The organism is Ornithinibacillus caprae, assembly GCF_009728145.1.
GTDB classification, from domain to species: domain Bacteria; phylum Bacillota; class Bacilli; order Bacillales; family Amphibacillaceae; genus Ornithinibacillus; species Ornithinibacillus caprae.
Genome location: NZ_WOCA01000026.1, coordinates 17375 through 33943, shown reverse-complemented (window position 1 = coordinate 33943; position 16569 = coordinate 17375). Strand labels below are relative to the sequence as shown.

17 protein-coding genes, 1 pseudogene and 1 other annotated feature are annotated in these 16569 nt (G+C 34.8%); of the genes and pseudogenes, 15 read left to right on the top strand and 3 right to left on the bottom strand.

All coding sequences use genetic code 11. The features are described 5' to 3' along the window. From GMD78_RS20265 to GMD78_RS20240, 6 genes are all read left to right on the top strand, one after another. A partial coding sequence (locus GMD78_RS20265; RefSeq protein WP_196493884.1) for a transposase occupies positions 1-146 on the top strand: 146 nt, incomplete at its 5' end. A gap of 241 nt (positions 147-387) precedes the next feature. Beyond that, positions 388-975, top strand: coding sequence for a peroxiredoxin family protein (locus GMD78_RS20260; RefSeq protein ID WP_155671686.1), 588 nt, complete (start codon positions 388-390; stop codon positions 973-975). 70 nt (positions 976-1045) lie between these two features. Then, the gene (locus tag GMD78_RS20255) at positions 1046-1201 is read left to right on the top strand and encodes an FbpB family small basic protein (RefSeq protein ID WP_425495068.1); all 156 of its coding nucleotides are present in this window, start codon (positions 1046-1048) and stop codon (positions 1199-1201) included. Between the two features lie 161 nt (positions 1202-1362). Beyond that, on the top strand, positions 1363-1614 hold the full coding sequence (gene tlp / locus GMD78_RS20250; protein WP_281349739.1) for a small acid-soluble spore protein Tlp: 252 nt from the start codon (positions 1363-1365) through the stop codon (positions 1612-1614). A gap of 167 nt (positions 1615-1781) precedes the next feature. Next, entirely contained in the window at positions 1782-2207 is a 426-nt protein-coding gene (locus GMD78_RS20245; RefSeq protein WP_343042457.1) for an acyl-CoA thioesterase, read from the top strand. Positions 2208-2209: 2 nt separating this feature from the next. Then, positions 2210-2509, top strand: coding sequence for a hypothetical protein (locus GMD78_RS20240; RefSeq protein WP_155671682.1), 300 nt, complete (start codon positions 2210-2212; stop codon positions 2507-2509). Between the two features lie 759 nt (positions 2510-3268). Here the strand turns inward: GMD78_RS20240 and yidD are convergent. From yidD to plsY, 3 genes are all read right to left on the bottom strand, one after another. After that, positions 3269-3496, bottom strand: a complete 228-nt coding sequence (gene yidD, locus GMD78_RS20235) for a membrane protein insertion efficiency factor YidD (RefSeq protein WP_155671680.1) — start codon at positions 3494-3496, stop codon at positions 3269-3271. A 14-nt stretch (positions 3497-3510) separates the two neighbouring features. Beyond that, the gene (gene folE2, locus GMD78_RS20230) at positions 3511-4443 is read right to left on the bottom strand and encodes a GTP cyclohydrolase FolE2 (protein ID WP_155671678.1); all 933 of its coding nucleotides are present in this window, start codon (positions 4441-4443) and stop codon (positions 3511-3513) included. Between the two features lie 179 nt (positions 4444-4622). Beyond that, positions 4623-5204 carry a glycerol-3-phosphate 1-O-acyltransferase PlsY gene (gene plsY / locus GMD78_RS20225; protein WP_155671676.1) on the bottom strand — a complete coding sequence of 194 codons (582 nt, stop codon included), beginning with the start codon at positions 5202-5204 and terminating at the stop codon, positions 4623-4625. A gap of 261 nt (positions 5205-5465) precedes the next feature. Here plsY and GMD78_RS20220 point away from each other — a divergent pair, with 261 nt between their 5' ends. The 9 genes and pseudogenes from GMD78_RS20220 to GMD78_RS20175 all read left to right on the top strand — a co-directional run bounded on the left by GMD78_RS20220 (position 5466) and on the right by GMD78_RS20175 (position 16565). After that, positions 5466-5879 (top strand): CoA-binding protein, encoded by a 414-nt coding sequence (locus GMD78_RS20220; RefSeq protein WP_155671674.1) that lies wholly within the window; start codon positions 5466-5468, stop codon positions 5877-5879. Positions 5880-6080: 201 nt separating this feature from the next. Then, positions 6081-8030 (top strand): DNA topoisomerase IV subunit B, encoded by a 1950-nt coding sequence (parE, locus tag GMD78_RS20215; RefSeq protein ID WP_155671672.1) that lies wholly within the window; start codon positions 6081-6083, stop codon positions 8028-8030. A 44-nt stretch (positions 8031-8074) separates the two neighbouring features. Beyond that, the gene (gene parC, locus GMD78_RS20210) at positions 8075-10525 is read left to right on the top strand and encodes a DNA topoisomerase IV subunit A (protein WP_155671670.1); all 2451 of its coding nucleotides are present in this window, start codon (positions 8075-8077) and stop codon (positions 10523-10525) included. Between the two features lie 204 nt (positions 10526-10729). Beyond that, positions 10730-11349, top strand: a pseudogene (locus tag GMD78_RS21690) (ornithine cyclodeaminase family protein). A gap of 166 nt (positions 11350-11515) precedes the next feature. Next, positions 11516-11781, top strand: a binding site (T-box leader). A 50-nt stretch (positions 11782-11831) separates the two neighbouring features. Further along, positions 11832-13472, top strand: coding sequence for a methionine--tRNA ligase (gene metG, locus GMD78_RS20195; protein ID WP_155671664.1), 1641 nt, complete (start codon positions 11832-11834; stop codon positions 13470-13472). Positions 13473-13508: 36 nt separating this feature from the next. Then, entirely contained in the window at positions 13509-14327 is an 819-nt protein-coding gene (locus GMD78_RS20190; protein WP_155671662.1) for an aminoglycoside adenylyltransferase domain-containing protein, read from the top strand. Positions 14328-14462: 135 nt separating this feature from the next. Continuing rightward, positions 14463-14609 (top strand): hypothetical protein, encoded by a 147-nt coding sequence (locus GMD78_RS20185; protein WP_155671660.1) that lies wholly within the window; start codon positions 14463-14465, stop codon positions 14607-14609. Between the two features lie 107 nt (positions 14610-14716). After that, the gene (locus GMD78_RS20180; RefSeq protein WP_155671658.1) at positions 14717-15346 is read left to right on the top strand and encodes a TetR/AcrR family transcriptional regulator; all 630 of its coding nucleotides are present in this window, start codon (positions 14717-14719) and stop codon (positions 15344-15346) included. Positions 15347-15422: 76 nt separating this feature from the next. Beyond that, positions 15423-16565 (top strand): acyl-CoA dehydrogenase, encoded by a 1143-nt coding sequence (locus tag GMD78_RS20175; RefSeq protein WP_155671656.1) that lies wholly within the window; start codon positions 15423-15425, stop codon positions 16563-16565. Positions 16566-16569 lie beyond the last annotated feature (4 nt).

The window sequence follows — 16569 nt, the reverse complement described above, 5'->3', positions numbered from 1 at the left end:
AGCGGAGCTTCGCAGATTCGAAAGAACTGCATGGGCTTCGCTACTGCAGGTTAAGGGGATTGCACAATGCGAGTGAGCAAGTACTACTCACAGCAGCGTGCCAGAACATGAAGAAGATTGCCACACATCTAGCAAAGCTAGGCTAGTTGTGTGGGAGTTTATTTTCAATAAAAATTTCTTACTTAATAAAACAGTTATGACAGAATTAAAAAAGCTTGTAGAGAAAAAACACCTACTTTCTCTACAAGCTGAGTCTCACATTAGTATGTGAGACTTTTTTAATTTAATGAAAAGTATTTGAACATTTTCTTAATAGCTTTACTCTGTTTCTAATCAAAAGTACAATTAATGTAGACTTAATGATTAAGAGATCAGAGGAGCTTACACATGATAAAGCAAATATTAGGAACAGCTTTAATTGCTGTTTTAGGCATTATTCTAGTTATGAATATGCTTAACATGAATAAAGAATCGTCAACTAATGAATATGATGTAACTGGTGACACAGAAGCTGAAGGAGTTGCTATAGGACCACCAGGATCTTCTGGGTTGGAAGTTGGTGAATTATCACCCGATTTCGAGTTGAAAACATTAGAAGGTGAAACAATTAGGCTCAGTGATCTTCTCGGTAAAAAAATCATGTTAAATTTTTGGGCTACTTGGTGCCCACCATGTTTAAAGGAAATGCCAGAAATGCAAGAGTTTTACGATGAGCATGGGGATGAAATAGAAATTTTAGCTGTTAATGTTACAGGTTCGGAAAAAAATGAACAAGCTGTTCACGATTTTATCGATGAGTATAGTTATACGTTTCCAATATTATTAGATACTGCAATGAATGTAAGTGATGAATATAAAGCTATTACGATTCCAACCACTTACTTTATTGGTACGGATGGAACCATTCAACATCCTCGTAAAGCTGGTCCAATGACTTATGAATTTATGGAAGAAATGCTTGAAGAACTTAACTAATATTATTTTTTAACTAAATTATTATAAAATTCTAAGGAAATGGTGATAATGGTTATTAAAAAAGGAGTGAATAACCATTTCATTAAAGAAACGTGTATCCTTTGATGATTTAGTAAAGGCAAATCGACAACAAATATTAGAAGATCGAGCACTATTGGACAGGATTGAAGAAAATATAGAAAAGAAATATTATCAATCCTTACAAGAAAAAAACAAAGAAGCATAGTGTAAATTGCTCTTTCTGCTTGAGACATGACTCAAGCTAGAAGGAGTATTTTTATGCATTTGTATAAGAAGTTCTAATCGATAAATTGTATAGTTCAATTCTTTTTTGAAAAAATAATAACAGCCTTTACGGCTACAATTTTTCAGGAAAGGAGAATGGAATTGACACATCAAAATAAAAACCAACACAATCATAAGCCAAAACCTGATGACCGTAGTGACAATGTCGAGAAGTTACAAGACATGGTTCAAGATACCATTCAAAATATTGAAGCTGCCCATGAAACAATGCAATTTGCTTCTGGAGAAGAAAAAGAGCAAATCATGGCAAAAAATAAACGACGTGAAGAGGCAATTGAAGGCATGCGTGCTGAAATTAAAGATGAATATAGACACAACCATCCAGAGTCTTAAGTCTGTTAAACAGTGTACCATATAGATAAATGATCATATCCTCAATCAATCGAACTAAGGTTTTCGCCATAAAAACTGGCGGAAACCTTAGTATTGAGATAAGCACTGAATCCTACTTGCAAACGGAATTATGGTAAACTATCTATAGAGAGAAGAGGAGGATTTATGTGCTTAAAGTCGATACAACAATTGAAGTTAGATATCAAGAAACAGATCAAATGGGTGTTGTATATCATGCAAATTACTTAGTATGGTTTGAAATAGGACGAACAAAATTTATTGAAAAGCTAGGGTTTAAGTATGCCGATATGGAAAAAAATAATATCGTTTCTCCAGTGATCGATGTACAAGTTTCATTTAAAAATCCAATACGATATGGAGACCAGCCCACGATTTATACTTGGTTAGAGTCTTACGATGGTCTTCGTACTGTATATGGATATGAAATTGTAAATCAACATGGGAAAGTGGCTGTGACTGGTACAACGAAACACGTCATTGTAAAAAAAGATAATTTTCGCCCGTTATCATTAAGAAAAGCATTTCCAGAATGGCATGAAGCTTATATGAAGAGTTTAGAAGGGAATGCATAATCATGGCATTTGGTGTTAAACGAGTTGAGTTAAAGCGATGGAAAACACAAGTAAAAAACGGTGAAATTGCTTTTTTAACTCATTTTTGGTTAGATGATCGATTTCCGGGTTGTAATACCGTTACAAAGGTTGGTTGTAGAGATCTTGAGAAATTAAAGGCCTGGGGAAAGAAATATGATCTTCAACCTAATTGGATACATATGGACCATCAATATCCGCATTTTGATCTGTTTGGTGAGCGTCAAAAGAAAATTTTAGTTAACGAAAATATGATGGACCATATTTCACGGTTTAACTTATAAAAAGTCTGGTACAAAACTAAAGCGCTCCATTCCAATGACGAGTGATTCAGGGCAGGAAGTAAAGATGGTATTTTTTACGAATGGATCTTAATTCATAATTGATATAAAAAGCGCAGTTACCTATTGTACAGTAAACACTCAGGAGAATGCCGAGTAACAGCAACGTGATTTACGCTACAAGCAGTCGCTTTCACTTCCAGCACAAGGGCGACATCTGTTCAAGTTCCTTACAGTCACTTTCACAGTGTCTACTTTGCCGCGGGCACGGCTTAAGCCTCCTCGCGGAAAACCCACCTCTGCGGGGTCTTCAGACACGTGCTATTCCCGCAGGAGTCGACTGTCCTCCGCTCCAATCACTAGACTTAAAAAGAGCATCTTATGTTATTAAAAAACTAAGATTTAATATCAATTGTAGAGCTCAATAACAGCGGAGAAAATACATGAAGACTCCTTGAAAAAGAAAAGCACTTTTTCTGCGTGCGATGAAACGCTGACGTAGCTATCCTTGTCCTGCGGGAGCAAGGCATCGGTGAGACCCCGCAAAACGGAGTTCGAGGAGGCTCACCAGCCGCGCGCGGAAAGCGAAATGTATTTTCGGAGCGATGTCGGAGGCAGTAAATTAACTCATTACTTCTAAAAATTAAACCAAGTTTCATATCTTAAATTACTGCGGGGTTTATGTAAAATATCTTTAAAAGAAATCCGAACTAACTAGTTCGGATTTTTCTTTGACTAATACACTTTTTCTCAGTTTCTTCGTTATTTTTTATGTTTTTTTTCTGGAACAAGGTCCACTCCTCCAGGGTGGAATGGGTGACACTTGCCTATCCGTTTAATCGTTAAGTAAGCTCCTTTGAAAGCGCCAAATCTCCTAAAAGCTTCTAATCCATATTCTGAACATGTAGGGTAAAAGCGACAAGAAGGTGGTTTTAAAGGACTTATTACCTTACGATAAAATTTAATTAAGCCAATAAAAATATACTTCATATCCTATTATCCTTTTACAAAGAACTTGAATCCAATTTATTATAACGTAAAGATGCAACGGCATCATGCATATGAATCGATTCTTCATTCCTACAAGAAACTTCAAATTTTGTAATGAACGGTGATTCGTAAAGGTCTGCAGCAACTAGACGAACCATATCCTCAACAAAACGTGGATTTTCATAAGCTTGTTCAGTAACCATTTTTTCGTCTGGACGCTTTAAAACAGGATGGAGTCTTGCACTTGCATTGCTTTCTGCAGCCTCTAATAGCATCTCTTTCCAATCTGTTTTTGTTTCATCAAAGTCATCCGTAAAGCTTACTTCCATTGTAATATGTCCTCGTTGATTATGAGCACTGTATTCACTAATTTCTTTTGAACACGGACAAAGAGTTGTAATGGAAGCTGTTAATGATGCATGAATAGAACATCCTTTAACAGCATCATAGGTTACTAACATAGAAATATCCGCGTGGTTCATTCCAACAAGATCAGATTGTGGTCCACGTCGTTCAAAGAACCAGGGAAATCTAAGCTCTATCGTTGCATCATTTTGATCCAACCGTTCTGCTAAATCTTTTGTAAATTGTTTTAACGAATCAAAGTTAGCAATAAAACCTTTTTCATGATACTGATTCAATTGTTCTGTAAATCGACTCATATTCGTTCCTTTGCTCGTCTTTTCTATCTTAGAGGTAAGCTTAAACGTTGCTATAGTTGTTTGAGTTGTCGGATTTAAATTACTTTGAACAATAATAGGATGTTTTACGTTTGAAATTCCAACTGCATCTATATCAAATAAAAAATCTTTTTGTACATTCTGTAAATCAGGCATTTTGTTTTTGTCGGTTGGTTTTTGTTTCGGCCCCGGTTTTACAGATCCAAATAATTTATGTCGTTCTTCTTTAGTTGGCATTTTATGTGTCATGTGTTTTGTGTTTTCCATAGTACTTCCCCTTTATAATATACTCGGAGATCATGTAAACCTTCAATCTATTTATTCCTCTTTAGAGTTGCCCCATTTGTTACATGCGGGACAATCTAATCCAAAGTATACTTAAGAAAATAAAAATATTCAATTAATCCGTTCATCTCCAGATCAATTGAATATCAATTCATTTTTCTCTACATCCATTTAATTTTCGGTTCTGTTTTATTCTTTATTCGCTTAATATTTTCTGTGTGTCTATAAAAGACAAAAACAGTTAATACAACAGCAACGATAATCAGTCCGACATCTCCAATTATTATGGATGCAATTACAGTTACAACTCCAGTTATCATTGAAGACAGTGAAACATACTTAGTCAGATACAATGTTAGTAAAAAACTTGCAATCATAACGAAAAATAAAATTGGATTTACTCCTAAAATAATTCCACCCGAAGTGGCTACCGCTTTTCCGCCTTTAAATTTGGCAAATAGTGGATACGTATGCCCTAATACGGCAAAAACCCCAATCAGTAGAGGATAAACATCGGCATTGAAAAATACGGGTATTAATGTTGCCAAAGTTCCTTTTAAGATATCAGCTAGAGTTACGATACTACCTGCTTTAACTCCGAGTGTTCGAAAGGTGTTTGTGGCACCTAAATTACCACTACCGTGTTCGCGAATATCGATATTATATCCAACCTTACCAACAATTAAAGCTGAAGGGATAGAGCCTAAAAGATATGCAATTATGGCAAATAGAATATATTCCATTTTATTACCTACTTTCATTCATATATAAATATGTATATTTTATTTTAACACGAAGTATTAGTAGAAGGTACTAATATTTTTATTTAGCTTTAACTTTTGATATCTTACATCAATTCAATTGATGTATTTCTCCTTAAAATTTAGCCTTAAGACGAGTTTCTAATAGTTATATTTGAAAGGATTCCTTTCAAGCGATATAATTATAGCATACATTATAGTATAGTAAATGGTCGTATTTATACAATCAGGGGTGATTTAAGCTTGGAAAATCCATCAAATGAACAAATAAGACAAGTTTTAGAACAAGGAAGAACGATTGCAGTAGTAGGATTATCAAATAACCCAACAAGAACCTCTTATCAAATCTCAAAAATTATGCAAGAAAATGGGTATCGTATTATTCCGGTAAATCCTACTGTTGAAGAAGTATTAGGTGAAAAGGCATACAATTCTCTACTAGATGTAGAAGAAGAGTTCGATATTATAAATGTATTTAGAAGATCCGAATATCTACCAGAATTAGCGAAAGAGGCTGTTCAAACTAACTGCAAGGTCTTTTGGGCACAACAAGGAGTTGCTAATGAAGAGGCATATGATATCCTTGTAGAGAATGACTTCACGGTTATCATGGATGTGTGTATCAAAGTTGCACATGCTGTATTACTAAAAAAATAGTCCGCTACGGGATGACAAAGTAGTCATCCTTTTTTCTGTTCTATACAATATTAATTCAATTGTAGTATACTATTAGACATGTCACGAGTTGAAAGAAGCCATACGTAATAAATTGGCACTCGATTTTACAACATCAAACATTTGTTCTAATATAAATGTACATGTAGAGAAAGATGCAGTATTAGGAAGGGGTTGGACCGAATGGATAATAAGTTACAGTACTCAGATGATTCCATTCAAGTATTAGAAGGTCTTGATGCAGTACGTAAAAGACCAGGGATGTATATAGGGAGTACCGATCACCGCGGACTTCACCATTTAGTATTTGAAATCGTTGATAATGCGGTAGATGAAGCCCTGGCAGGATATGGTAATGCGATTAAAGTCATTATACATAAAGATAATAGTATTTCAGTAGAAGATAGTGGACGAGGTATTCCAACAGGGATGCACCGTACAGGAAAATCAACAATGGAAGTTATATTTACTGTTCTTCACGCGGGAGGTAAATTTGGACAAGGTGGATACAAAACTAGTGGTGGACTGCATGGTGTTGGTGCATCCGTTGTAAATGCTTTGTCGGAATGGATGGAAGTAACAACGTATCGCGATGGCAGTATTGTAAATCAGCGATTTGAAAATGGAGGAAAAGCTGTTAGTGATCCTGTGAAGAAAGGGTCTACTAGGAAGCATGGAACATTGATTCATTTCAAGCCAGATGCGCAAATTTTTTCTACTACAGTTTTTGATTTTGAGACACTTTCCGAACGATTACGTGAATCTGCCTTTCTACTGAAAGGATTAAAAATTACCTTAATCGATGAACGAAATGATGAATCCGAAGAGTACGAGTTTCCAGATGGATTGAAGTCATTTGCAACGTATCTAAATGAGGAAAAAGATACGCTTCATGAAGTTGTATTTTTCGAAGGCGAAAATCAAGAGATTGAAGTAGAATTTGCCTTTCAATTTAATGACGGTTACGCAGAAAGTATGCTATCCTTCGTTAACCATGTTCGAACACGTGACGGCGGAACGCATGAATCAGGCGCTAGAAGTGCCATTACAAGAATGTTTAATGAATATGCTAGAAGAGCAAACTTTCTAAAGGAAAAAGATAAAAATTTAGAGGGTACGGATATACGTGAAGGTTTAACGGCCATTGTTTCTGTCCGTATTCCAGAAGAAAAGCTACAGTTTGAAGGTCAAACGAAAGGAAAATTAGGGACGTCTGAGGCACGTTCAGCAGTTGACGCTGTTATTTCTGAAAAGTTATCCTTCTTCCTGGAAGAAAATCCGGATATATCAAGCCAATTAATCCGAAAAGCTATTAAAGCCAAGGAAGCAAGAGAAGCCGCACGAAAAGCTCGTGAGAACGCAAGAACAGGGAAGAAAAGAAAACGGAAAGATACGATCTTAAGTGGAAAATTGACCCCAGCTCAATCGAAAAACCCGAAACGAAATGAATTATATTTGGTGGAGGGAGACTCGGCAGGTGGTTCGGCAAAACAAGGAAGAGACCGAAAATTCCAAGCAGTCCTACCGTTACGAGGAAAGGTTATTAATACCGAAAAGGCAAAGCTTCAAGATGTATTTAAAAATGAGGAAATTTCAACTATTATCCATACGATCGGTGCTGGAGTAGGTGGAGATTTTGATATAGAAGATGTTCAATATGATAAAATTATCATTATGACAGATGCGGATACTGATGGAGCACACATTCAGGTATTACTACTAACATTTTTCTATCGATATATGAGAAATCTTGTTGAGGCTGGTAAAGTTTATATTGCATTACCACCGCTGTATAAGATTTCTAAGGGTAAAGGGAAAAAAGAAGAAATTATTTATGCTTGGGAAGAAGATGAGCTAAAGGAAGCTGTTAAGAAATTTAAAAATGGTTATATTATTCAACGTTACAAAGGTTTAGGGGAAATGAACGCAGACCAGCTATGGGAAACAACGATGAACCCTGAGACGAGAACATTAATTCGGGTAACGATTGAAGATTTAGCTAGAGCAGAACGAAGAGTTACAACATTAATGGGTGATAAAGTAGAACCACGGAGGAAATGGATTGAAAACCATGTTGCTTTTGGAATGGATGATGATCCAAATATTTTAGATAACGAAAAAATTCATACATGATAAATTAGAATACGCTACAGTGAAATTATCAAGGGGGGATTGGTTTGTCACAACCAGAGAAATATTTAGATCTTCCATTAGAAGAAGTGATCGGTGATAGATTTGGAAGATATAGTAAATATATTATTCAAGACCGTGCTCTTCCAGATGCACGTGATGGATTAAAGCCGGTACAACGGAGGATTTTATATGCGATGCTTCAAGAGAGGAATACGCATGATAAAAACTTCCGTAAGTCCGCAAAAACAGTTGGTACAGTAATTGGTAATTATCATCCACATGGAGATTCTTCTGTTTATGATGCAATGGTAAGACTCAGTCAAGATTGGAAAATGCGTAATGAATTAATCGAAATGCATGGTAATAATGGTAGTATAGATGGAGATCCTCCAGCTGCGATGCGTTATACGGAAGCAAGATTATCAAGTATTGCCTCCGAGTTATTACGTGACATCAATAAAGAAACAGTAGATTTCATTCCGAACTTTGATGATACTGACTCTGAACCAGTAGTTTTACCAGCAAAATTTCCTAATTTATTGGTGAATGGATCAACTGGTATTTCTGCCGGTTATGCTACAGATATTCCACCACATAATTTAGAAGAGGTTATTGATGCGGTAATCAAAAAGATTGACAAACCAGAAATTACCGTTGATGAATTAATGCAAGTCATTAAAGGACCAGATTTTCCTACTGGAGGAATTATCCAAGGAGTAGAAGGCATTAAAAAAGCCTATGAAACAGGAAAAGGAAAGATTATTGTTCGAGGAAGAGCACGTGTTGAAGATCAACGCAATGGTAGACAACAAATTGTTATAGAAGAAATACCATATGATGTCAATAAAGCAAATATGGTTAAAAAGATGGATGAATTACGCCTTGATCGAAAAGTAGAGGGAATTGCAGAAGTACGTGATGAAACAGACCGAACTGGATTGCGTATTGTTATTGAACTGAAAAAGGATGTAAATAGTGAAGGTGTATTAAATTATTTATATAAAAACACAGATTTACAGGTTACCTACCATTTTAATATGGTTGCGATCCAGGATAAAACACCGAAGCTATTATCTTTACCTAAAATTCTAGATGCATATATTGCTCATCAAAAAGAGGTTGTTACGAGGCAGACAAAGTTTGACCTTAAGCATGCGAAGGATCGATCACATATTGTGGAAGGCTTGATTAAAGCAATCTCAATTTTAGATGAATTAATCCCGACCATCCGAGCATCAAAGGACAAACAGGACGCAAAACGTCAAATCATTGCTAAATTTGATTTTACGGATGCTCAAGCGGAAGCAATTGTCATGTTACAGCTATATCGCTTAACAAACACGGACATTACCTCATTAGAAAAAGAAGCAGCTGAATTAAGAAAGAAAATTACGGAACTGGAATCGATTTTAGCTAGTGAGAAAAAATTATTCCAAACCATAAAAGCAGATCTGCGACAAATAAAGAAAACCTTCTCTACTAGTCGTAGAACAACTATTGAAAATGAAATTGAAGAGTTAACCATTGATATAGAGGTAATGGTTGCAAGTGAGGATGTACTTGTATCCGCTACGAGAGATGGATATATTAAACGAACTAGTTTACGTTCTTACTCTGCATCGAATGGTGAAGATTTTGCCATGAAAGAAAATGATCACATCGTTAGCTTGTTGGAATTAAATACAACGGATAAAGTACTCATGTTCACCAATAAAGGGAAATATTTATATATACCTGTACATGAATTACCTGACATTCGTTGGAAAGATATTGGTCACCATATTTCCAATATGGTATCCATTGATAAAGATGAATATATTATTCAATGTATTCCAGTAAGAGAGTTTGAAGAAAATAATTATCTTATCTTCTTTACGAAGCATGGCATGATTAAGCGTAGTGAATTGAAACTATATGAAGCACAACGTTACTCGAAAGCTTTAATCGCATTGAATCTAAAAAAAGATGATGAAGTCGTTAATGTTTATCAAACCAAAGGGTACTCCGATGTATTTATTGCCTCGAATAAAGGGTATGGATTGTGGTATCACGAGTCAGAGATTTCAGTTGTAGGTCAGCGGGCTGCCGGAGTGAAGGCTATTCAATTAAAAGATGGCGAGTATGTTGTTAATGGACAAGTTTTTGATGATATGGCAGATCCTTCTTTAGTAATAATCACGCAACGCGGAGCGTGTAAACGAATGAAACTCAGAGAATTTGATAAATCTAGTCGTGCCAAGCGTGGATTGATTATGCTTAGAGAATTAAAGAATAAACCACATCGTATTCGAGGGTTCTTTGTAACATATGAAGATGATACGATTAGCTTTACCACATCACAAGGAGAAACACGTCAAGTATTTCCATTAGAACTTTCATACAGTGACAGGTACAGCAATGGATCCTTTGTGATTGATGCAGATAATCAAGGTGAAGTTGTTGAAGTATGGAAACAAGCAACCTATCAAAAACCGTTTGAAGAAATAAAAGAGTAAAAACGAATACAGGAAATTTAAACTATATTTGGATTAAAGAGGTGGTTCATAGTAAATCACTTCTTAATTCAACTATTTATAACACATTCAAATGAACCTAGTTTAGCATAAGGAATAGTACTCCTTATGCTTTTTATTACAGTTCTATGTAGAGTATGAGTGATCGTATATTTAAATGATTTTTATCGAAATATTATGTAACTATTGAGTTATTATTTATTAGCAAGAAGAAATACAAAAAGTATTGCAATTATCGGTGCAGGGGTCCAAAGTAGATTACAGCTTCGTTCCCTTGGCTATTTTAGGGGATTTTCAACAGTATTTGTTTATGATATTGATAGTGAAAAAGCTAGGTCCTTTGTAAATGAAATGAAGCAAGAATGTAAGGCATCAATGAAGATCTGTAAAACTGTAGAAGAGGCAGTTAACAATTCTGATAATATTATTTCAGCCACATGGGCCATAGAACCATTTTTATTTTCCAATATGGTTAAAAAGGAGTACTTATTACAACACTAGGTTCTGATGAACCAGGTAAATGTGAAGTTAGTGCAGAATTAATACAACAATCACTTTTTGTTTGTGATAACCGCCATCTTGCTGTTCAAATGGGGGCAATTGGGGGAGTAGGGTTATCGGAAAAGGACATACATGCTGAAATAGGTGATGTGATTGTTAACGAAGAATTGGGCAGAACACACGAAAACCAAATTACAATTTATGGTTCTGTCGGATTGGCTTTTCAAGATTTGATAGGTGCATGGAATGTCTATCAAAAAGCCATAAAATTAAATAAAGGACGTTATATTAACTTTTTAGATTAATAAGAGCTTGATGACGCAATATAATCATACTTTCTGGTGTTTTAGTTATTACTTATGACACAAATTACGATCAATTACTCATTTTATAAACTGAAATATTTATAAATTGAATTGACAAATTGTTAAATTTAAAATATTATGACGTATAAAGTAACCTCAAATTGAACAAAAAGCAATGATGAGAAGAGTAAATCATATATTCTATTACAGAGAGCTTCGGTAGCTGAAAAGAAGCATTGAATAGTTGATTGAATATGGTCTCTGAGCTTCATATCTGAACTCAATAATTAGGAGTAAAGGTATGACGAGTTTTGGCACTCGTTATAAATGCCCGAGTATAAGAACATGTATTTTGTTCCGTACTTATTGAGACTAATCATGTGAGTGATTAGTGAATTAAGGTGGTAACACGAGTATAACCTCGTCCTTAGACTATTTATTGGTCTATGGACGAGGTTTTTTATTTAAAAGGAGGAAAAGGAATGAATGTATTTATTGGTGGAGCTTGGCCCTATGCAAATGGGTCATTGCATATTGGTCATATTTCTAGTCTATTACCCGGAGATATTTTGGCTCGGTACTATAGAATGAAAGGTGATGACGTCCTTTATGTTTCTGGAAGTGATTGTAACGGAACACCAATAACAATTAGAGCAAAACAAGAAGGAGTTACACAAAATGCAATAGCAGATAAATACCATAACGAGTTCAAAGAATGCTTTGAAAAACTTGGGTTCACTTATGATTGCTACACACGTACAGACTCAGTTCACCATCATAACATTGTACAGGAAATCTTTTTAAGCTTATTGAATAACGGAAAGATTTATAAAAAAGAAATGAAACAGGCTTATTGTATTAGTTGCGAACAGTTTTTGCCGGATCGTCTTGTTGAAGGAATTTGTCCTAATTGTGGTAAAGATGCACGTGGTGACCAATGTGACCATTGCTCAAACATCTTAGAGCCATTACAGCTTCTTGAGAAAAAATGTAAAATATGTGGTGGTACTCCAACATCAAGAAACACAGAGCATTTCTATTTTAGATTAAGTACATTTCAAGCAGAGCTGCAACAGTATGTTTGTAAGGCAAAAGAAAAGGGAATGTGGCGTGAAAATGCAATACAATTAACAGATCGATATTTAAATGAAGGATTACTTGATCGAGCTGTTTCAAGAGATTTACCGATTGGTGTTTCAGTACCTGTTCATGGGTATAAGGATAAGAAAATATATGTATGGATTGAAGCAATTTCAGGATATTATTCTGCAAGTAAAAAGTGGGCAGAAACAAACAATCAAGATGAAGCTAGATTTTGGAATGGAGATACTAAGTCTTATTATGTACATGGGAAAGATAATATACCGTTTCACACTATAGTATGGCCAGTGGTCTTATTAGGTATTAAGAAGTATTCCCTACCCACTCATATCGTCTCAAATGAATATTTAACGGTTGAAAAAAAGAAATTATCTACTAGTAGGAATTGGGCAGTATGGGCTTCTGATATGATCAAGAACTATCATCCGGATTCCATTCGATATTTTTTAACCATTAATGCACCCGAAAATAGAGATTCTGATTTTTCCTGGAGAGAGTTTGTATATAGTCACAATAGTGAATTATTAGGTGCATATGGAAATTTTGTAAATAGAACTTTAAAGTTTATTGAAAAATCCTTTGGTGGAGTAATACCAAATGGAGAAATTGACCTGGAGATAAAAGATAAGGTTCAAGATCTATACATCAATATAGGTACACTGATTGAAGAAGCCCATTTTAAAAAAGCTTTAGAAGTAGTGTTCGAATTTATTAGAAATGCAAATAAGTATTTTGATCAACAACAACCATGGATTCAAGTTAAAACATCCCAATCTGAATGCAAAAATACACTAGTTACGTGTATATATATCATTGGCAATTTGGCTCAGTTATTAAGTCCTTTCCTTCCATTTTCAAGTGATAAAATAAAAGAAATATTAGGTATGTCAAAGCTTCATTGGAAACCAATCGAAAACAGTTTTCAATCTTCCTTAAAACATGTAAAGGTCTTATTTGAAAGAATTGATTTAATAACTATTGATACAGAGATGGAAAAATTAAAACAGCAATATACTTTTTAATATCAGATTAATAGCTGAGGTATAGGAGAGGTTAAAATGGAAAATAGTTGGGTAGATTGCTCACTCGAAATAAAGAATCTCGTGTTTCATTTATTAGAGGAAATTAAAGGAATTGTAGAAGAAGATTTTATGGGGCTTTATATACACGGTTCCTTGGCAATGGGAGGTTTTAATCCCAAGAGTAGTGATATTGACCTAATAGTAGTTACGGCAACATCATTGTCTACTGTTAAAAAGGAAAAATTAGCAAATCTATTTATAACATATTCAGGTAAACCCTTCCCGATAGAAATAAGTTTTTTAACGAGAGACCAATTAAAAAATTGGGAGCATCCTAGTCAATATGATTTTCATTATAGTGAATATTGGAGGGAACGTTATAAAGATGATCTATCAAATGGTAAAAACCAATACCTTAATGAAGAAGATAAATCTGATGGTGATCTAGCTGCGCATATTACAATTATTAGGAATAGAGGAATTTGTATTGAGGGAATGCCAATTGAAGAGACTTTCCCAATTGTTCCACATTCTCACTATATATCATCGATTATGGGAGATTTTGAAGAGTGTATACAAAATATTGAAAAGGAACCAATCTATTGCATTTTAAATATGCTTAGAGTGTACCTTTTCCTAAAAGAAGGCTTAATTTCTTCAAAGTTAGAAGCTGGTAAGTTGGGGATGAAATTCTTGCCAAAAAAAGCTTGCTCAACTGTTCAAAAAGTAGTTAATCATTATTTGGGCGATCAGGGATTAAATGAGTTTGAGAGTAATGAACTATTATTTATAAAGGACGTAATTGTAAGTAATGTGCAAGAGTTATTAAGTTTTGATCAAGTAGATTATAAGTAGTACTTTAAATTAGATTACCTCGATTTGAATAATTCAGAAGTTTTAACCGAATTTAGAGGTATAATATGTTAGAATTAATTAGCGTAGAAGTAAAGTAAAGAAACAGGGGTAAGAGAGAGTTTTGGAGGAGTCAGTATGAAAATTAACGGCGTCACTATTTCAACTAATATATTAAATAATTGGAGTCAAATTGTTCTTCCTAAGTATGATTTGTTTTTCTACACAGAAGAACACAAGTCAATTTCTACTTTGGAGTTACTTATTAGGGATTTTGTGAAGTGAAGCACATAGTTGTTAGGGAGAGTTATAAATAAGATTACTATCCGTAGTAGCCACAAAAAAATCTTTTTATATTCTGAAATATATGATAAGATGATTCTGAAAGTCTTATGAGAGGAGGAGCGATAACGGATTTACGAAATAAAATAATTCATGCTTCCTTACATTTATTTGAGGAACACGGTTACCATGGTGTCACTGTAAAACAAATTGTAGAAACAGTCGGAACATCAAAGGGTGGTTTTTACCATCATTTCACATCAAAAGATGAATTATTATTTGTCATTCATGACACGTTTATCACGTATGTATTAGAGAAGGCAACCACTGCAAATGCAACATATACCTCACCAACGAAGAGACTTCAAGCCATTATTAAAAGCTTTGTAAAAGTATTTGATTTGTATAAACCACACATCTCTGTTTTTTATCAGGAAAGTAATTATCTAAAAGGAAAATATGAATCCTTAATAAAATGTAAGCGCGACCAATTCAAAAAAATTATTTTTGATGTAGTAAACGAGGGAAAGAAATGCGGAGAGTTTCGGGAAAGTCTTTCTGCAGAAATAGCAAGTATGGCAATATTAGGAATGGTTAACTGGACTTACAAATGGTATAAACAATCAGGAGAAAAATCAATTGATGAAATTGGTGATATATTTGTTGATTTAATATTACGTGCAATTTTATCGAATGATCCAACATTTAGTAATGAATATCATGAATTTATACTTGGATAGTATGGGTAATGTCAATTTTTTTATGATTTGAACAGACCAACCAGTCGGTCTAATTTTAAACTACTAGGAGGTTAATATGGATTTCGAACTTACTAAAGAGCAGTCAATGATACGTAACATGGTGCGTGATTTTGCAGAAGATGTTATTCAACCTAGAGCGGTTGAAATGGATACCAAGGCAGAATTTCCACTTGATATTTTTGAACAAATGGGTGAACTGGGTTTGCTAGGAATACCATTTCCAGAAGAATACGGTGGTTCCGGTGGAGATACACTATCATATGCAATAGCTGTAGAAGAGATTGGTCGAATCTGTGGGGGGACAGGATTAAGTTATGCTGCAGCAGTGTCTCTTGGTGCCAGTCCTATTTATTATTTTGGAACAGAGGAACAAAAGAAAGAATATTTACTTCCGCTAGCTGAAGGAAAAGCATTAGGTGCATTTGGATTAACTGAACCAAATGCTGGTTCAGATGCAGGCGGAACAAAAACTACTGCAGTAGAAGATGGAGATGACTATGTAATTAATGGTGAGAAATGCTTCATCACTAATGCTAGTTTTGCTAAAACGGTCATTGTAACCGCTGTCACAGGTAAAAATGACAAGGGAAAGAATATCATTTCAGCTATCATCGTTCCGACTGATACAGAAGGTGTAAAGATCACAAGTAATTACGATAAAATGGGCGTTCGAGCTTCAGATACTGCAGAAGTGATATTAGATAACGTTCGGGTGCCTAAAGAAAATTTGCTAGGTGATCCACAAAAAGGGTTCAAACAGTTTTTATATACATTAGATGGTGGCAGAATTTCAATTGCAGCTCTAGGATTAGGGATAGCACAAGCATCTCTTGAAAGAGCATTAAATTATGCAAAGGAACGAAAGCAATTTGGAAAATCGATTTCCGATTTTCAAGCTGTTCAGTTTAAGCTTGCTGATATGTCTATGGAAGTTGAGCTTGCTAGGAACATGGTATATAAAGCAGCGTGGCTCAAGGACCACAATAAACCATTTACAAAAGAATCTGCATACGCAAAGCTTTATGCAACAGAAACAGCATTTCGAGCTGCAAATCAAGCTATCCAAATTCATGGTGGGTACGGTTATATGCGTGAATATGAGGTGGAAAGGTATTTGCGAGATGCCAAACTATTGGAAATTGGGGAAGGAACTTCTGAGATTCAAAGATTAGTTATTGCTAGACAACTAGGTTGTTAAGAGA

Bases quoted from the DNA above. Each gene is read 5' to 3' on its own strand.
- GMD78_RS20260 (WP_155671686.1), top strand. From the start codon at position 388: ATGATAAAGCAAATATTAGGAACAGCTTTAATTGCTGTTTTAGGCATT.
- metG (WP_155671664.1), top strand. From the start codon at position 11,832: ATGAATGTATTTATTGGTGGAGCTTGGCCCTATGCAAATGGGTCATTG.
- plsY (WP_155671676.1), bottom strand. From the start codon at position 5,204: ATGGAATATATTCTATTTGCCATAATTGCATATCTTTTAGGCTCTATC.
- GMD78_RS20240 (WP_155671682.1), top strand. From the start codon at position 2,210: ATGGCATTTGGTGTTAAACGAGTTGAGTTAAAGCGATGGAAAACACAA.
- GMD78_RS20190 (WP_155671662.1), top strand. From the start codon at position 13,509: ATGGAAAATAGTTGGGTAGATTGCTCACTCGAAATAAAGAATCTCGTG.
- GMD78_RS20175 (WP_155671656.1), top strand. From the start codon at position 15,423: ATGGATTTCGAACTTACTAAAGAGCAGTCAATGATACGTAACATGGTG.
- folE2 (WP_155671678.1), bottom strand. From the start codon at position 4,443: ATGGAAAACACAAAACACATGACACATAAAATGCCAACTAAAGAAGAA.
- parE (WP_155671672.1), top strand. From the start codon at position 6,081: ATGGATAATAAGTTACAGTACTCAGATGATTCCATTCAAGTATTAGAA.
- GMD78_RS20185 (WP_155671660.1), top strand. From the start codon at position 14,463: ATGAAAATTAACGGCGTCACTATTTCAACTAATATATTAAATAATTGG.
- yidD (WP_155671680.1), bottom strand. From the start codon at position 3,496: ATGAAGTATATTTTTATTGGCTTAATTAAATTTTATCGTAAGGTAATA.
- GMD78_RS20180 (WP_155671658.1), top strand. From the start codon at position 14,717: ATGAGAGGAGGAGCGATAACGGATTTACGAAATAAAATAATTCATGCT.